Raw genomic sequence first — 15,910 nt, 5'->3', positions numbered from 1 at the left:
ACAGCTCCCTTCGTGGCAAAAAGAAACAGCGGCATGCCTGCCAGACGATAATTTGAAGCGGATATGCTCGGTGGGCTGAAGCTGAAGGCCGCGCTCCGCGTGCGAACGATGGTCGATCCGCATATCCAGGCCGGCCATCGCCAACCGCTCGTTGGCGATGCTCTCCCACGACTGCCTGATATCGCGAAGCTGCATGTCGGTCGTGGCAAGGCCATTCGAGAGCAGACGATCGCGATATCCAGATCGCTCGCCTGAAGGCAGCGGGCTGTGAAATCGTCCGCTCGGAAAGAGGCTCCGGCGCATCGAGGAGCGGACGGACGGAACTTGAGACGATCATGCAGTTCCTGCGCGCCGGCGCCGAGCTGGTCGTCTTGCGGCTCGATCGTCTCGGCCGTTCCACCCACGATGTCCTCAATCTGGTGCATGAGCTCGAAGAAAAGGGAGCCTCATTGCGCGTCCTCGAACCGGAGGTGACGACAGCGGGTGACATGGGCCGGATGGTGATCACCATTCTCGGTATGGTGGCCGACATGGATTCCGGCCTTTGTAGACGCCCTCGACTTTCGCTGCCTCGATTCCGGCTCTTTGCCGATCCTTGATGAACTTCAGTTACACTCGCACTCGCGGAAAGCTCCGTATCGGCTTTTGAATGAGAAGGGAGGCGAAGCCGTTGCCAGAATGACGGAACTGTGCGAATATTAGATAAACGCATCGATTTTATCGGAAGGAATTGCCATGCAGCCGGATACTATCGATGGCAAGGCCGTCAAAAACCTCGCGATCGCTCACGCACTCAACGGCGCGGTCGTTTTTGGCCAGCCGGGCGGCTTTGCCGTTCTTGTAAAATATGGGGCGAATGAAAGAGCGGTTGCCGCTCAAAGGTCCCGCCGCATGCGCATCTGGCGGAATCTGAACACGGCTGCCGCTTATGTTCGCGACGAGCTCGGGCTTGCGAGGTTCGAAATAGACATGACCGAACATGATCCGGCCGCCGTAGAGCGGAAGCGGCCCGACACAGCGGAACGTCAGCGCCAGCTACATGAGGCCGGCGAACATGACGCTTGGTTCCGAAGCCAGGTGCAAAAAGCGATTCATGGTATTGAGGATGGCTCGAACCGTGCAATTCCCGAAGACGAATGGGCGGAAAAGTCGCGACTGAAGCGGGCCGGCCTACAGCGCCGCATCGGCGCGCAGGATCACTGAATAGATGCGGATCATCAGGCGTGATTCCTATGCCATCGATCTCGACAGGATCGTGGATCACATTGCTTTGGACAATCCTTCCGCTGCTCTCGATGTGTGGGATGACATCGAGCGGCAGGTCGAGCGGTTGCATGATTTTCCTCGCTCCGGCCGCTCCGGACGAATGCCGGAAACAAGGGAACTGGTTGTGTCTGGAACGCCCTATATCGTCGTCTATATGGTTTCCCAAGTGGTGGAACTGATCCGCGTGCTTCATGGCGCGCAGAAGTGGCCGCCCGAAAACTAGATCCCGGCTTTGCGCATCAGTTCGTCTAGGCCCTCACCATAGGAAAAGCCGGTCTCGTTACAATATTGCTTGAAGCGGTTGATGACGTCGATCGGCGCCCGAACAAATGCTTGATCTAGTGTTCTGGAATTAACGGATGGATTCCCTGAGGCTGGCAAATATGCGAGTCTGGGTCCATGGACACGGACAAGAGGCTGTTGCTGTCGCCTGGGGATCGGGTGCGGTTGGAAGGTTGGGTGGCGGACCGGAACACGCCGCAGAAGCTGGTTTGGCGGGCGCGGATCGTGCTGATGTGGGCGGACGCGGCGAGTCTGGCGTCGATTGTGCGGACGCTGGGCAAGACCAAGAAGACGGCCTACCGCTGGCGCGATCGTTATCTTGAGCAGGGTGTCGATGGGCTTGGGCGCGACGCGACCCGGCCTGGCCGTAAGAAGCCGTTGAGCGCCGAAGTCATTGCGCGTGTGGTCGAGATGACGCTGCGAGAGAAGCCACCGGCGGCCACGCAATGGAGCGCGCGCACGCTTGCCAAGGCGGTGGGTCTGAGCCACACCAGCGTACAGCGCATCTGGAGCGCGCATGGGCTCAAGCCCCATTTGACCAAGACGTTCAAACTGTCGAACGACAAGCAGTTCGTCGAGAAGGTGACCGACGTCGTCGGTCTCTACCTTGATCCGCCGGACCGGGCGCTAGTGTTCTCGGTCGACGAGAAGAGTCAGATCCAGGCGCTGGACCGCACCCAACCGGGCCTGCCGATGAAGAAGGGGCGGGCGGGAACGATGACCCACGACTATAAGCGGCATGGCACGACGACACTGTTCGCCGCCCTCGATGTCGCCACCGGCAGGGTGATCGGCGAATGCATGAAACGTCATCGTCACCAGGAATGGCTCAAATTCCTTCGGCTCATCGACCGCAGCACGCCCAAGGGCTTCGACCTGCACCTGATCGCCGACAACTATGCCACCCATAAGCATCCGGCGGTCAAAGCCTGGCTGGCCAAACATCCTCGCTTCCACATGCATTTCACCCCCACTTCGGCGTCCTGGCTCAATCAGGTCGAACGCTTCTTCGGCTTGATAACAGGCGATCGAATCCGGTGCGGCGTGTTCAAGAGTGTCGCCGAACTCGAAGGCGCAATTCAAGACTATCTCGATCATCACAACGCCGATCCAAAGCCCTTCGTTTGGACCAAATCCGCTACAGACATTCTTGAAAAGGTCGCTCGGGGGCGACAGGCGTTAGAGTCACAACACTAGCGGCTCGCTCGCTTTCGTACGCGCTTTATACGTTGGACCGGTTCCCGGCTTTGGAAGCCGGCGGGGCGGCAGCACGATCGGCCGCTTCCTGTTCCTTCATTATATCGGTCTTCTCCGCCGGTCGCGGGGCAAAGCCCGATAAATCCAGCTTGTTTGTTTTCCCAAATCCGAGGTTGCTTGACATCAGGCCGCCCTCTCCGTCGAACTCGACCGCAACAGTTCCAGGATTTCTACCGTGAGCTGGATAGCGTTTTCGACAGCTGCATCAAGGCCATTGAACTTAAGCGGGTCTAGTTCAAAGAGACTCAGACGCTCCATGAACATCGCGTTATAGGCCTCACGCCTGTAGAGATGTGTATTTAACACCGGCGATGCCTGCCTTTAGGTTGTCGCACACGATCGTGTTCGTGACGCCGCTGAACAGGCTTGCGCGCGTTCCTGGGCTCGATCCCCAGTCCGGCAGTTTCTGGCTGAAGCTGGACCTGCCGAATGTCGTAGACGAGGCGGGCAACGCCACAAAGATTTGCGCCGAATGGATGACGCCGGTCGAAGGGTCGATGATGGGAATGGTGTGGCCTGCGCAATCGGTCTGCATCACCGCGCCGCCTCGTGATGGTTGCGGAACGTCGCGTGAGCGCGGCGTCGACGAGGGCAAAACGGTCGCAAAACCATGTGTAAACGTAACCGTCGGGATGGCTCGCCCTGTCTTCCTGCCATTGCAGCGTCAGCGTTACACCCTGGCGCTTGGTCTGAGCTGCAGACACCCACTCAGGGGATAACGTTTTGCGGAACGCAACGCCCTCACACGGTCAGCACTGACGAGGTGCCGTCCCCTCGAATCACTGGCCGATCAAGTTGCCGGTGATGAAATTACGAAAGATGGCTCAAGGAAATGTCACGAGGTGTAGACACGAGCAACGGCAAAAGGCGAAAGCCTTAGTTGCGCCCTTACGATTCCAACTGACTTCACTCCGGATTTCGTCGCTTTCCTCATTGTGTCCCCGTCAAGCACATCCAGTTGAGCGCGCGCTGGATTAACCAACTCGCTCATGTCCACCGTTAGTGCTTGATCGCTGAGATTGACGATCCACAGAGTGGCCTCCTTTTTGGCTTCCGTTCTGAAAGACATGACTTTTTGCGGATGGGAGGCAACGACGGCACGCCATTGCTGACCTGCCAGTTCCGCCAGGCCAGCCACGATGTGAAAGAGTGGTCGTCTTCCGCCTTCGGCGATCGGCTCGCCTTTTTCGGCAAAGACGCCGAACGGTCCGGTGAGGGCTGATAGCGTCAGTGTCTCGATATCTGCATCCAGCACTGAAGTGATGTAACCGGTGGCGAAGGCGGCGGCGAACAGGCCGGTATGGCGGGGGTCACGGTTGGCCATTGGGATGCGGCTACTATTTGGGTTGTCCATCGTGCGGCTGCCATAGGGGTTTTGCCGCATGGCGATGGTGGAGGGTCCGAGCCGATAGGGCTTGTCGCCGTAGATGGCGCGGACCGACCTTGTGACGAAGGGCAGCGCTTCAAGTGTCTGCATGACGCTCAGATCGTCAGCCGCATGCACGATGGGACTGGTGCAATGGCTGATGAAACCGAGGTTTCCGGCCGGAACACGCTTGCGGTTGAGTTCGGTGAAATAGGAGAGCATGCCGCCGCCGAGGCGAATGCCGGGAAATGCGTTCAATGCGGCTGCGTAGACTTCCTCGAGCGGTGGACAATCCGGCCATTTGCTACCGGGCGGGGTCGATTGGCGATCGACAGAGGGGCAGACCATGATGGCACTAGGTGCGAAGTCTGCGGCGCGCATCCACGCGGCAATCTCCAGCATTTCCTCATCCAGCGGGCGTTGGCAGCGGACGGCGAATTCGAGCGTTGTCGTGCCGCCGTGGATGGCGGCAATCTCGGCAAAACCCTTGAACACGGCGGCGTCATGACCGGCTGCGGGGTCGAAGTGGAAGAGCAGGTCCTGAACCTTCGGCCCATCCTGGCGCGCGAGGGTAGCGAGACTGGCTTTGGCTTCCTCTGGGGTGATCACCAGGCCGATGGCGGGCATCGTGCCGGACGCTGTCCCGGGCGTGAGCCGGATGACGGCGGAGTTCCCGGCGGATGCGGGGCGATCACCCGAAGAGGCGCGGCGGTCGATGATTGTCAGGGTGATTTGCTGGACGATAGGTTCGTCGGGCGGTATCCGGTAGGGCCAGGGCAGGGCCAACGGGCGGACATAGGTCTTGTAGGAGGCGTCCGACCAGTTGCGCTGGTCTTCCATCTCGAACGTGTCGCCCTCCATGCGGCATTCGACGCTAACACCAGCAAGCGCATTGTGGGTTATAGCGCGCATGTCCTCGAAGGGTTGCCAGGGCTCGATGAGATCCGGCAACTTCGTGTCCTCTATCTCGCCATTGACATGCTCGACGGTGACTGCCGCTCCGGCGACGCCGACGATGGGATGCAGGATGCAAAAGCCGCAGCGATTGGTCTCGAAGCCTGTGGGGGAGCGGGCCACGCTTGTGAAGGTCAATTTGCCATCGGCACGTCCTTCGATCATTGCTGCTATGTCGAGAACGGCGCCGTTCGGGCCATCGCAACGGGCGCCGTAGGAGACAGTGAAGCCGTTCCCCGATTCCGCTACCACGAGGTTCGACAAACCGGGATCATAGGTGCCCCAATCACTATCGCGCACGAGGTAGGAAATGGCGCGCAGGACTTCGACGCCGTCGTAGGCGATGGTCCGCAGATTGCCGCCGGCCAGTTGTGCTGTCAGTTTTCCGGCCCTCAGGAGACGCGGGACGGGTTCGGCCAGGATGGTTCCGTAAAGCTGGAAGGCAAATGCCGTGTCGCTCATTTCAGCAAGGTTCCGATCTCGACGGTCGCCTTGGAGGCGGCGCTTTCATAGGCGGCTTCGACGAGGGCCAAGGTCTTCAGATTGTCGGCGCCGGAGGTGCACGTTTCCTCTTGCCGGCGGAGGCAATCGGCCCAGTGCTGCTGGATGGCGAAGACGCTTTCCTGGATATTGTGCCACGGCCGCGACGCCCAGGGCAGCAAGATTGGGGCGACGTCGGTGGTCGTCGTTCCCTCGCCATTGGTGACCTGCAGCTCGTAGCCCTGCGAAAGGCGCAGCGAGCCCTGCGTACCGTCGAGCTCGATCAGCGTTTCGGGGAAGGGCTCGACGGATTGTCTGGTCGCATAGCTGACATCGACAATGGAGGTCGCGCCGTTGTCGTGGTCGAGCAGGATGGTCGCCACGTCCTCGCCGCGGATTTTCGGATTAACGCGTTTTGTTCGCGCGGACAGGCTCGTCACGTCGCCGAGAATATAGCGGGCGATATCGAGCGTATGGATGCCGAGGTCCTCGATGATAAAGCGCTTGCCTTCCGCCAGGTATGGCTGGCCGGAGAAAACATCGTAGCCGGAGCGGAAGGAGAAGCGGCCCCAGAAAGGGGTGCCGATTGCGCCGGAATCCAGCGCCTTGCGGACGGCCTGGATGGATGTCTGCCAGCGGAAATTCTCGTGGATCATAAGGGGGATTCCTGCGATATCGCAGGCTGCGACCATGGCTTTTGCGTCGGCAAGCGTCGGAGCAAACGGCTTCTGGCAAATCGCAGGAACCTTCTGGGAGGCGGCCAATTCCACCAGTGCGCGATGACTGTTCACCGTGGTTGCGATATCGACGAAATCGAAACCGCCATCGGCGAACATCTGCGCTGCATCGGTGTAGCGCCGCTCGACACCGAACTGGTCGCCGACGAGCTTCAGCCGCTCGGGGTCGTGGTCGCAGATGGCGACGACGGACACGCCTTTGACATCGTACCAGCCGTGCATCTGGTTGACGGCGAAGAAGCCGCAACCGACCAGGGCGCCGCGCAGTTCCATCATCTTCTCACCCCCTCCTCGCCAGCTGCATCAACGTCACCTGCTGTTGCAAGCGGCGCTGGGCCTGGTCGACCACCACCGCAACGATGATGACGATGCCCTTGATCACCATCTGCCAGAAGGAGGAGACCCCCATCATCACCAGACCGTCTGACAGAATACCGATGACGAAGGCGCCGATGATGGTGCCACCGATTGTGCCGCGACCGCCGGACATCGAGGTGCCACCGAGGACGGCTGCGGCAATGGCGTTAAGTTCGAAGGAGTTGCCGGTGGCCGGATGCGAAGCCATCAGCTCCGACGAAATGACAATGCCGACGATGGCGGCGCAGAAGCCGGAGAACATGTAGACGAACATCTTGACCCGGTCGACACGGATACCGGACATGCGGGCGGCGCGCTCGTTGCCGCCGACGGCGAAGATCTGACGGCCGATCGGCACGTATTTCGCGACATAGGCGGCGGCGAGCGCCACGACGATCAGGATCCAGATCGATACCGGCAGGCCGATGATGCGGCCGGAACCAAGGAAGCCGAAGCCGGTCGTTGCAAGTTCCGGCTTGCCGACGAGGTTCGGGAACGTCTGGCCGTCCGAGGAGAGCAGGGCGAATCCACGGGCGACGTAGAGCGTGCCGAGCGTAGCGATGAAGGGGGCGACATTGAGCTTGGTGATCAGAAGACCGTTCACCGCGCCGATGACAACGCCAACCGCGAGCGTGATCAGGCAGACCTCGACGACATTGAAATACATCGTATAGCCAAACTGCAGATCGATGCCGTTGAGGATCAGACCGCCGGCGACCATGCCGCAGAGGCCGACGATCGAGCCGACCGAAAGGTCGATGCCACCGGTGATGATGACGAAAGTCATGCCCATGGCGAGGAAGGCATTCAGCGCCACATGCTTCGACATCAGGATGATATTGGCCGTCGACAGGAAGTTCGGCGCGAAGATCGAGAAGAAGGCGATGACGGCAAAGAGCGCAATGAACGTCCTGAGCTTCATCAGCGTCAAAAGGATGGAGCCGCTATCGGTTGCCGGTGCTTTTTCGGTCGCGGTTGCTGTGATCATCACGCAATTTCCCCAATGGTTTTGTGTTCGGCCGATTTGTGTCCCTCGGACGCAGCCTTGACGATGAGCTCTTCGGTGGCGTCCGCCCGGTCAAGGATCGTCGTTACCTTGCCGTTGCTCATCACGGCGATGCGGTCGGAGAGCGCCATGACCTCGTCGAGGTCGGAAGTTGAAAACAGGATGGCGAGGCCTTCACCAGCGAGCCTGCGCATGGTGCGGAAGACATCAGCCTTGGCGCCGACATCGATGCCGCGGCTGGGTTCGTCCATTAGCAGCACCTTCGGGTTGGTCATCAGAGCCTTGCCGATGACAACCTTCTGCTGGTTGCCGCCGGACATCGAGGTAACGTCGAAATCCGGATTCGGCGCCTTGATCGAGAGGTTGCGGACCTGTTCCTTGATGGCCGTCTGTTCGCGGTCGCTGGCGATGTGGAAACCGAACTTCACGAATTTCTCGAGGCTTGCCAGAGTGAGGTTCGAAGCGATCGACAAGACCTGCACGAGGCCTTCCCGCTGCCGGTCTTCCGGGATGAGCGCAAGGCCTTTTCGGATACGGGTGGAGGTGTCCTTAGCGAAGATCTCATCGCCCGAGACGAAGATCTGGCCGGTGGAGTGCGCATGCTGGCCGATGACGCATTCGAAGAACTCGCTGCGGCCGGCGCCCATGAGGCCATAGATGCCGAGAACCTCGCCGGCCCTGACGGAGATAGACAGGTGATCGACGGCAAAACCGCCCGTCCTGCGCGGCAGGCAGATATTCTCGGCGCGGAAGGCTTCACTGCCGAGCTTGTGGTCGACGGATTTGGCAAAATCCTTGGCATCGGAACCGATCATCGAGCGGACGATCCATTTGGTGTCGATATCCCGAACCATTGCCTGGCCGGTAATCTGGCCGTCGCGCAGCACGGTAATGTAATCGCCGATGCGCATCAGCTCTTCCAGCCGGTGCGAGATGTAGACAATGGCGACGCCCTGCGCCTTCAACTCGCCGATGACCTTGAAGAGGATATCGACTTCCGCGGCCGACAATGCCGAGGTCGGCTCGTCGAGAATGAGGATACGGGTATCGAGCGAGATCGCCTTGGCGATTTCCACAAGCTGCTGTTGGCCGATCGGCAGGTCCTCGACCATGGTTTCGGCACTGATGCCAGCGGCGAGCTTGTCGAGGAAATGATTGGCCTTTTCGACCTGCGTCTTGTGATCGATGCCGCGAATGCCGCGGGTGATCTCGCGGGTGGCGAAGATGTTTTCGGCGACCGAGAGGTTGCCGAACAGGTTCAATTCCTGAAACACCATGCCGATGCCATGCCTCTGCGCATCGGCCGGGGAGTTGAACTCGACCTCCTTGCCGTCGAGCAGGATGCGGCCGAGAGAAGGTTTCTCGACGCCGGCGATCATGCGCATCAGCGTCGACTTGCCGGCGCCGTTTTCGCCGACGAGCACGTTGACCGCGCCGCGCTTCAGTTCGAGGCTCGCATGCTTGACTGCGACGATGCCCGAATAGACTTTCGTCACGTCGTCGAGCTTTAGGATGGTCTCATGTGTCTCGGCTGCCATGTCAGCCGCCGATCGTGATGGTGGCGGGCGTCAGCAACGCCGGCTGGCCAGCGGACGGCAGGGGATAGGCGCCGAGAGCTTCCACGTTTTTGCCTTCGAGGCCTTCGCGCGGCAGCTTTTCGAGCGTCAAGCCGTTGACATGGATGTTGAAGGCCTTGCCGAATTCAGCCCACTGGATCTGGTTCTTGAATTCGTTGAAATTGACGAAGTCGAGGCTGTCGCGGATCGCGGTGCCCTTGATGACCGGGCCGATCTGGACGCGCACATCCGCCTTGCCGTCGCCATCGACATCAGTGTCGAGGTAGGCAGCACGGGATTTCGTTTCGGCCTTGACGATCGTGCCGGAGACTTTCGCGGCAAATGTCCAGGGGGCCGTGCCGTCCTTTTCCTTGTGACCGTATTTTGCCGCGGCGGCATCGAGATCGGATTTAGACAGAGCGGAAACCTCCTGGAAGGTTCCGGCGCGCATTTCCAGGAACGGAATGACTTTCGCAATCCAGATATCCGCGACCTGGCGATCGGGATTGAACCCGCCGCTTGCAGCTTCTGCGGCCTCTTCGGCCGTCGGCGTCTTGATGATCTTGCAACCGGGCAGCGCCAGCACGATGGCGAGCGAGATTGCGGCGGTTGTCACGAAGTTCGGCATGGAATTCTGCTCCATCAGATGGAAATAAACGCAGGGCGGAGAGTGTCCGCCCTGCGCGCATTCTTTGGGAGGATCAGTTCGTGAGCGCGAAGGTTTCGAGCTTGGCGGAATTCTCGCCGTTGATCAGCACGCAATCCATAAGCTGCTTTTCCTCAGCCGGACCCTTGCCGGTCTTGATGAAGACGTCGGCCTGTTCGACAGCCATCTGCGCCTGCGCGTAAGCCGGTTGCAGCACGGTCGCCTTGATGCCGCCCGACGCGATGCTATCGCGCACGTCGTTGGAACCGTCGAAACCGACGACGATCACGTCCTTGCGGCCGGCGGCCTGGAGAGCGGCGATTGCGCCCATGGCCATCGTGTCGTTGCCGGAGATGACGCCCTTGATATCCGGGTTCGCCTGCAGGATGGTCTCCATCTTGGAGTAGCCCTCCGTCTGGCTCCAGTTGGCCGACTGCTGGGCGACCATCTTCATGTCCGGATATTCGTCGATGATGTCGTGGTAACCCTTGGAGCGGATGCCGGCGTTAAGATCGGCTTCGCGGCCGAGCAGTTCGACATAGTTGCCGGCCTCGCCCATCAGCTTGACGAACTCTTCGGCACCGAGCTGCGCGCCCTGATAGTTGTTGGAAACGATCTGCGAGACGGCAACGCCGGTGGCGTTGATTTCACGGTCGATCAGGAAGGAGGGAACGCCTGCGTCCTTGGCCTTCTGAACGGCGGCAATCGAGGCTTCCGAGCCCGCATTGTCGAGAATGATCGCCTTTGCGCCGCGGCCGATAGCGGTATCGATCAATTGCGATTGCTTGTTGGCATCGTCGTCATGGACGAGAACCAGGGTTTCGTAGCCGAGTTCCTTGGCCTTGGCTTCCGCGCCGACGGCTTCCGCCTTGAAGAACGGGTTGTCGTGCGAGGGGGTGATGATGGCGATGAGGTCGGCAGCAAAGGCCGGCATCGCAACGCCCAGTGAAAGGGCGCAGGCAAAGGCGGCAAGGGTTAGTCTGCGTGTTAGTTTCATGTGGTTCCTCCCAAGTGAATTGATCGGCCCCGTTCCCGGCGGAGCCGATGATTGTCAGGCCTTAGAGCCTGACGGCGATCAGGTGATGCGCCGAATGCTCTCGGCGATCTCCTGTGGTTCGAAGACTTTTTTCCAGTCGTCGCGCATCAGCGCCGGGATGCCGAATTCAATGGCCTTGTTGCAGGCATCGGAGAACACGCCCTGCACCTCGCCGAAGATCACGGCGCCGAGCACGTTCATGTGGCCGAGCAGGAAGTCACGAGCGGCCTCCTCCGGCACACCGCGTTTCACACACTCGTCCATGGCCTGCTTCATGACGACCAGCAGCGAGGCGCAGACGGTTTCAGATAGGCCCGGCTCCAGCATCGCCATCTGCTCGACAGTAACGCGATGCGAGCGCATGACCGGCGACCAGATGACCTTGGCGATCTCTTCGCCGAGGCCGTAGGCCTCTTCCGGTCCCTGCATCAGGGCGGAAACGATATGCTGCTTGGCAAACAGACCGCCGAAATGATCCCTCTTCGCGGCCATGTCCGTTTCATCGTTGAAGATCGGCGGATGGCACGGATGGGTGACGAAATAGGTGAGATCGGCCCGAACCGGCAGGTGGCCGGCAAACGGGGCCGCCGCGTCGAGGGCCACAACCATGGTGCCGGCTGCGAGCTTGTCGACGATATCGGCCGCGACCTTGCCGATTGCCGTATCCGGAACGGCGAGAATGACAACGTTGGCGCCATCCAGCCCGGCATTGGCCGGCACGCAGGAGATCTCGAGATCGTTTTTCAGCCGCGCCTGGCTCGCATCGCTGACTTCGATGTGGCGCACGTCAAAGCGCGAGCCTTTTAAGTTCTTGGCCAGCCGGTAGCCCATTTTGCCGCCGGCGCCGAAGAGAGCAATTGAAGTCATTTTTCCTCGCTTATTGTCTGTTTGCCGTAACTATATGCAACTGGTATGATGAGTCAATCATCATATCAGCTCATGGACGGATTTTCGGACCTGCGTACGACCGAATGCAAAATCCGTCCGCAGCCATATAGCTCGGGCCTTGAACCATGAGGGTCGTGCTCCGCGTTGGAAAATGCGCTTGCGTTCTGAAGCTCTCGGTTACTTCACCTTGTCCAGTCGGTTGATGGCCTCGACATTTTCGGCGGACGCGCCGTTGGGGTCGAAGTCGGATTCCAGCCATTTGTCGACGATCCTCTTGGCAAGTTCCGGGCCGATGACGCGGGCACCCATGGTGATGATCTGCGCGTTGTTAGACTTCGCCGCGCGTTCAGCCGAATAGGTGTCGTGGGTCAGAGCGGCGCGGATGCCGGGCACCTTGTTAGCCGAAATCGCTACGCCGATGCCCGTGCCGCAGATCAGAATGCCGCGCTCGTTCTGACCATCGATGATGGTCTGCGCCAGCGCCAGCGACAGGTCGGCATAGTAGCCGGATTGGCTGAGGTCGCTGACCTTAAGGTGCGGCCTGGTGGCTAGATGGGCGGCTATGACGTCGAGCAGCGGCTTGCCCGCGCTGTCTGCTCCGATCGCGATATTCATGGGGTATCCTTCCGTTTGTCGTAGCCTGGTTCAGGGAGCGCCTTGGACACTCGGCCGAGAATGTCGAGATAGCCGGAAACCGCCCAAGCCGAGCGGCCGATGAACAGCCCGTCGATATGGGTGCAGGCGGCGAACTCCACGCAATTGTCTGGATTGACGCTACCGCCATAGAGCACCGGGATTTTTCGCCCGAGCACGGCTTGCGCGGCTGCGGAGATCTTCGCATGGCGCGCATCGGCATATTCCGAGGATGCCGGAATGCCCTTGACGCCGATCGCCCAGACTGGCTCGTAGGCGATCAGGATGTCAGCATTCTTAGCCTCGCCTTGAAGCTGCCCAAGAGCACCTTCGACCTGCGACTTCAGCATCGCATCCGCCCGCCCACTCTCGCGCTCCACAAGCGTCTCGCCGATGCAGATCAGCGGAATCAAAGCATGACGCACGGCGCTCTCGACCTTCAATCCAACGGTCTCGTCCGTCTCGCCGAAGAATTCTCGGCGCTCGCTATGGCCAAGTTCGACCAGATCGAGCCCGCAATCGACCAGCATCGGCGCAGAGATTTCGCCGGTCCAGGCGCCGGCATCATCCCAGTGCATGTTCTGGGCTCCAACCCTCACAGAGGTACCGTTTAGGGCGGCCTTGACCTCACGCGCGGCGGTGAACGGCGGGATGACAAAACGCTGAATGCGCGCATCGCGCGCGGCATCCGATTCGACAAGAGCATTCGCAAAGGCGAGAGCCTCCGAGAGCAGCTTGTTCATCTTGAAGCTCGTCCCTACCCAGAACGTCATCGTTTCATTCTCCCTCGATTACGCCTGCACGCCGTCCCGGATCTGCGAGAAATAGGCATCCGATCCCACCTGGCCGCCCTTAAGGGCGATCTGCAGTCCGTTCGTCGCGGCGTGCGTCCCATGGGCTGTACAGAGGGGGGAACCGGGCGTCTGGGGCAGAGGTAGCAGGGTCGTCAACGCCTCTACATTCAACTCCCGCAGCGCATGACTTGACGTGTCACCGCCCGCGATGACGGCGCGTTTCAGGTTCTGTTCCTCAGTGAGGCGACGCAGGATTTTGCCGAGCATTCGGCCGAGGCGATGGCGGCTACCGGCAATCCTGTCGATATGGCTGCCGCGGTCGGCGGATGGGCCGAGTGCAGTGTTGAGGATGACGCTGCTGCCCTGTTGAAGACATTCGATGCCCGCGGCGATGGCACGTTCCAGCGCAGCGTTACCATTCTCGCCGAGCAGTTCCATCGGCTCGAGGTTGATGCCGGCAAAGCCATTTTCGGTGGCGTGGCGGATCTGGCGCTCTGTGGTGGGCGAGACGCTCCCGGAAACGACGGCGATGCGATGAGCCCTGCCGGGGAGAGGAAACGCCCTGCGTCCCGACGTCAGCCCAGCTTGCGACCAGGCGGTAAGGAGTGCGTATTCGACGCCTGAAGAACCCGATACGAACCAGCCATTGCCGGGCTTCAGCCGGAAGAGCTGGCGACCGGCATTGATCTGGCTTTCGGTGCTATCGACGTCGAAGAGTACCATGCCGTCTGCGCGTTCGCAGAGGGCATCGATCTTGTCATCGGCGTCTGTGGCGTCCAGCATCGGGAGATCGGCAAGCCGTGTCTCAAGCGCCGTCTGTTCCTTGAGGTGCAGGCGCAGGTCAGCCTCGGCCATGGGAGTTACAGGGTGGCGGTTCATCACGGGGTGACGGTCGATACGATAGACCTCGCCCCGATAGGCAGCGAAGAGGTGACCAAAGGCTGTATAGCGTTTCAGCTGCGGCGCGCCGACGACGAGAGGAACATAGGCCTGATCGAACAGTTTCTTTCCGATCTCGACCGCCTTGCCGATGTTGCCGATTTGCGGGCTCGAGTCGAAGGTCGAGCAAACCTTGTAGTGGCAGATGGCGGCATTCAGGCTTTTCAACCAAGCAAGGGCGAGCGTGAGGTGTTCATCCATCCAGTCCGGGGTTTCACTGCGGCTCGTGCCGGCAAGACCGATCGCGCGGCAATGGCTGAAGCGATGCAGAAGACCTTCATCCGGTATGTCCATGAACAAGACGGTCTCCACGCCGTTGGAGGCGAGCGCTTCCATCACATCGGTGGAGCCGGTGAGGTCGTCGCCATAATAGGAAAGGAGTAGATCGTGTTTCGTCATGGCTCTCACTCGCCTTTGCCGAATTTCTTGAGCGACGCCGCCAACTCCGGATGGTCCTCGGCATAGGTTTCGAGCGGGATGTCCGCAACCGCTGCTTGCCAGGCCTGCTGCACGGCATGCACACCGGCGACCGGGCCACCTGGATGACTGACGATACCGCCGCCGCACAGATAGAGAAGATCCGTCGTACGGCCGGTGCGGCGGTAGGTTTCGGGCGCTTGCCCGCCCCATTGACCGGAGCCTGCAACGGGAAGCGCGCAGTCGGACGCGTCGAACAGTGGCGTAGTGACAGCCTTGAAGGATTCGACGAAGCTCTCGTCCGGTTCCCAGTATTTGACTCCGATGCCATTGATCTGGAACTGGTCGACGCCGAGCAGACGCCAGAACTGCTGCCAGACCTTGAAATCGAAACCAATGCCGGGATGACGCGTCAGCACGTCCCAACCGTTGCGATGAGCGTGCAACACGAGGCCAGAGCGTTTGCGCAAAAATGCCATGGCGCCCATGCCGATGGAGTTGATGTTGACGACGGCGCAGTTGCCACCCGCCTTCAGAACGAGGTCGTGGTTTCGCATCATCTCGTCCGGATCAGTGTGGGAGATGCCGAACGCATACATCACCTTCTTGCCGGTCTTCTGCTCATGATCGAGGATCTTGGGCATGATGGCGGCAACGCGTTCCTCGAGCGGAGAATAGACCGGGCTCATCAGTTTCTCGTCGTCCTTTATGAAATCGACTCCAGACTGGATGAGATTCCCGACGAGTTCCGCGGTTTCCTGCGGGCGCAGGCCAAGCGCTGGTTTGACGATGGTACCGATGATTGGGCGGTCGTAGACGCCGGTGAGCCTCCGGCTTCCGGCAAGACCGAACTGCGGGCCGGGATAGGCCCCGCGATATGCATCCGGCAGCTTGAGATCCACAACCCTGAGGCCGGTCAGGCCGCGAATGGAAAAGATGCCGCCGACAGCAATGGTCATCAAGGCAGAGAGATCGGTGCCGATGGCATCAAGCGGAAAGGCGATATCGGTGTCGGCGCGGTGGATGACGTCGTGCCCCGCCGGTGCTTCCGGCCAGCTTGGGGACGGCGCATCGGGAAGGGGACGAATGGCAAGCACATGAGCGGCGACGCGCGCCTTTAGCTCCTGCGTCTCACCTGGAACCGGTACGAATGTGCCTGTCGATTGATCGCTGGCGATCTTTTCCGCCATGCCCTCGACGCTGCCGGGCGTTTCAATACGGTAGGTGACGGTGATCATCATGAATTGTTCGTTGCTCCTTTATGCCAACACGTTTATTGATGACGTCACCTCATTA

At 60.3% G+C, this 15,910-nt stretch carries 17 protein-coding genes and 1 pseudogene; 4 read left to right on the top strand and 14 right to left on the bottom strand.

Features of this window, described 5'->3' with window-relative positions; all coding sequences use genetic code 11:
• Positions 1–60: 60 nt before the first annotated feature.
• Positions 61–228 (bottom strand): annotated as a pseudogene (locus ACSQ3F_RS28190) (MobA/MobL family protein); the annotation flags it as partial.
• Positions 229–236: 8 nt separating this feature from the next.
• Here ACSQ3F_RS28190 and ACSQ3F_RS28185 point away from each other — a divergent pair.
• Positions 237–599 carry a recombinase family protein gene (locus ACSQ3F_RS28185; RefSeq protein ID WP_436103527.1) on the top strand — a complete coding sequence of 121 codons (363 nt, stop codon included), beginning with the start codon at positions 237–239 and terminating at the stop codon, positions 597–599.
• Positions 600–717: 118 nt separating this feature from the next.
• Here the strand turns inward: ACSQ3F_RS28185 and ACSQ3F_RS28180 are convergent, their stop codons facing one another.
• The gene (locus ACSQ3F_RS28180; protein ID WP_436103451.1) at positions 718–981 is read right to left on the bottom strand and encodes a hypothetical protein; all 264 of its coding nucleotides are present in this window, start codon (positions 979–981) and stop codon (positions 718–720) included.
• Between ACSQ3F_RS28180 and ACSQ3F_RS28175 the strand changes: the two genes are divergently transcribed.
• The 3 genes from ACSQ3F_RS28175 (at position 970) to ACSQ3F_RS28165 (ending at position 2,745) form a co-directional block, all read left to right on the top strand.
• Positions 970–1,203, top strand: a complete 234-nt coding sequence (locus ACSQ3F_RS28175) for a hypothetical protein (protein ID WP_436103450.1) — start codon at positions 970–972, stop codon at positions 1,201–1,203. The two genes, ACSQ3F_RS28180 and ACSQ3F_RS28175, sit on opposite strands and share 12 nt — an antisense overlap.
• 4 nt (positions 1,204–1,207) lie before the next feature.
• Entirely contained in the window at positions 1,208–1,489 is a 282-nt protein-coding gene (locus ACSQ3F_RS28170) for a type II toxin-antitoxin system RelE/ParE family toxin (RefSeq protein ID WP_436103449.1), read from the top strand.
• Between the two features lie 176 nt (positions 1,490–1,665).
• Positions 1,666–2,745: an IS630 family transposase gene (locus ACSQ3F_RS28165; RefSeq protein WP_436098494.1), complete on the top strand. Its 1,080-nt coding sequence runs from the start codon at positions 1,666–1,668 to the stop codon at positions 2,743–2,745.
• 337 nt (positions 2,746–3,082) lie between these two features.
• Here ACSQ3F_RS28165 and ACSQ3F_RS28160 read toward each other — a convergent pair whose 3' ends face one another.
• From ACSQ3F_RS28160 to oiaX, 12 genes are all read right to left on the bottom strand, one after another.
• On the bottom strand, positions 3,083–3,340 hold the full coding sequence (locus ACSQ3F_RS28160; RefSeq protein ID WP_436103448.1) for a hypothetical protein: 258 nt from the start codon (positions 3,338–3,340) through the stop codon (positions 3,083–3,085).
• Between the two features lie 300 nt (positions 3,341–3,640).
• Positions 3,641–5,587: a D-apionate lactonase gene (gene apnL, locus ACSQ3F_RS28155; RefSeq protein WP_436103447.1), complete on the bottom strand. Its 1,947-nt coding sequence runs from the start codon at positions 5,585–5,587 to the stop codon at positions 3,641–3,643.
• Positions 5,584–6,618 (bottom strand): Gfo/Idh/MocA family protein, encoded by a 1,035-nt coding sequence (locus ACSQ3F_RS28150; RefSeq protein WP_436103446.1) that lies wholly within the window; start codon positions 6,616–6,618, stop codon positions 5,584–5,586. The genes apnL and ACSQ3F_RS28150 overlap by 4 nt, the downstream gene beginning before the upstream one ends.
• 4 nt (positions 6,619–6,622) lie before the next feature.
• Entirely contained in the window at positions 6,623–7,687 is a 1,065-nt protein-coding gene (locus ACSQ3F_RS28145; RefSeq protein ID WP_436103445.1) for an ABC transporter permease, read from the bottom strand.
• Entirely contained in the window at positions 7,687–9,243 is a 1,557-nt protein-coding gene (locus ACSQ3F_RS28140; RefSeq protein WP_436103444.1) for a sugar ABC transporter ATP-binding protein, read from the bottom strand. Before ACSQ3F_RS28140 ends, ACSQ3F_RS28145 begins: the two co-directional genes overlap by 1 nt.
• Before the next feature lies 1 nt (position 9,244).
• Positions 9,245–9,889, bottom strand: a complete 645-nt coding sequence (locus ACSQ3F_RS28135) for a DUF2291 family protein (RefSeq protein WP_436103443.1) — start codon at positions 9,887–9,889, stop codon at positions 9,245–9,247.
• 73 nt (positions 9,890–9,962) lie between these two features.
• Positions 9,963–10,904 carry a D-ribose ABC transporter substrate-binding protein gene (locus ACSQ3F_RS28130; RefSeq protein WP_436103442.1) on the bottom strand — a complete coding sequence of 314 codons (942 nt, stop codon included), beginning with the start codon at positions 10,902–10,904 and terminating at the stop codon, positions 9,963–9,965.
• Positions 10,905–10,982: 78 nt separating this feature from the next.
• Complete coding sequence (locus ACSQ3F_RS28125) at positions 10,983–11,810, bottom strand: phosphogluconate dehydrogenase C-terminal domain-containing protein (RefSeq protein ID WP_436103441.1); 828 nt, start codon at positions 11,808–11,810, stop codon at positions 10,983–10,985.
• A gap of 198 nt (positions 11,811–12,008) precedes the next feature.
• Positions 12,009–12,446, bottom strand: a complete 438-nt coding sequence (derI, locus tag ACSQ3F_RS28120) for a D-erythrulose-4-phosphate isomerase (RefSeq protein WP_436103440.1) — start codon at positions 12,444–12,446, stop codon at positions 12,009–12,011.
• Positions 12,443–13,237 (bottom strand): triose-phosphate isomerase, encoded by a 795-nt coding sequence (locus ACSQ3F_RS28115; RefSeq protein ID WP_436103439.1) that lies wholly within the window; start codon positions 13,235–13,237, stop codon positions 12,443–12,445. Before ACSQ3F_RS28115 ends, derI begins: the two co-directional genes overlap by 4 nt.
• Positions 13,238–13,255: 18 nt before the next feature.
• Positions 13,256–14,596 (bottom strand): four-carbon acid sugar kinase family protein, encoded by a 1,341-nt coding sequence (locus ACSQ3F_RS28110; RefSeq protein WP_436103438.1) that lies wholly within the window; start codon positions 14,594–14,596, stop codon positions 13,256–13,258.
• A gap of 5 nt (positions 14,597–14,601) precedes the next feature.
• Positions 14,602–15,855 (bottom strand): 3-oxo-isoapionate-4-phosphate decarboxylase OiaX, encoded by a 1,254-nt coding sequence (gene oiaX, locus ACSQ3F_RS28105; RefSeq protein WP_436103437.1) that lies wholly within the window; start codon positions 15,853–15,855, stop codon positions 14,602–14,604.
• Positions 15,856–15,910: the final 55 nt, after the last annotated feature.

The organism is Pararhizobium sp. LjRoot238, assembly GCF_964252955.1.
Classification (GTDB): Bacteria; Pseudomonadota; Alphaproteobacteria; order Rhizobiales; family Rhizobiaceae; genus Pararhizobium.
This window is presented reverse-complemented; position numbering and strand designations above follow the sequence as displayed.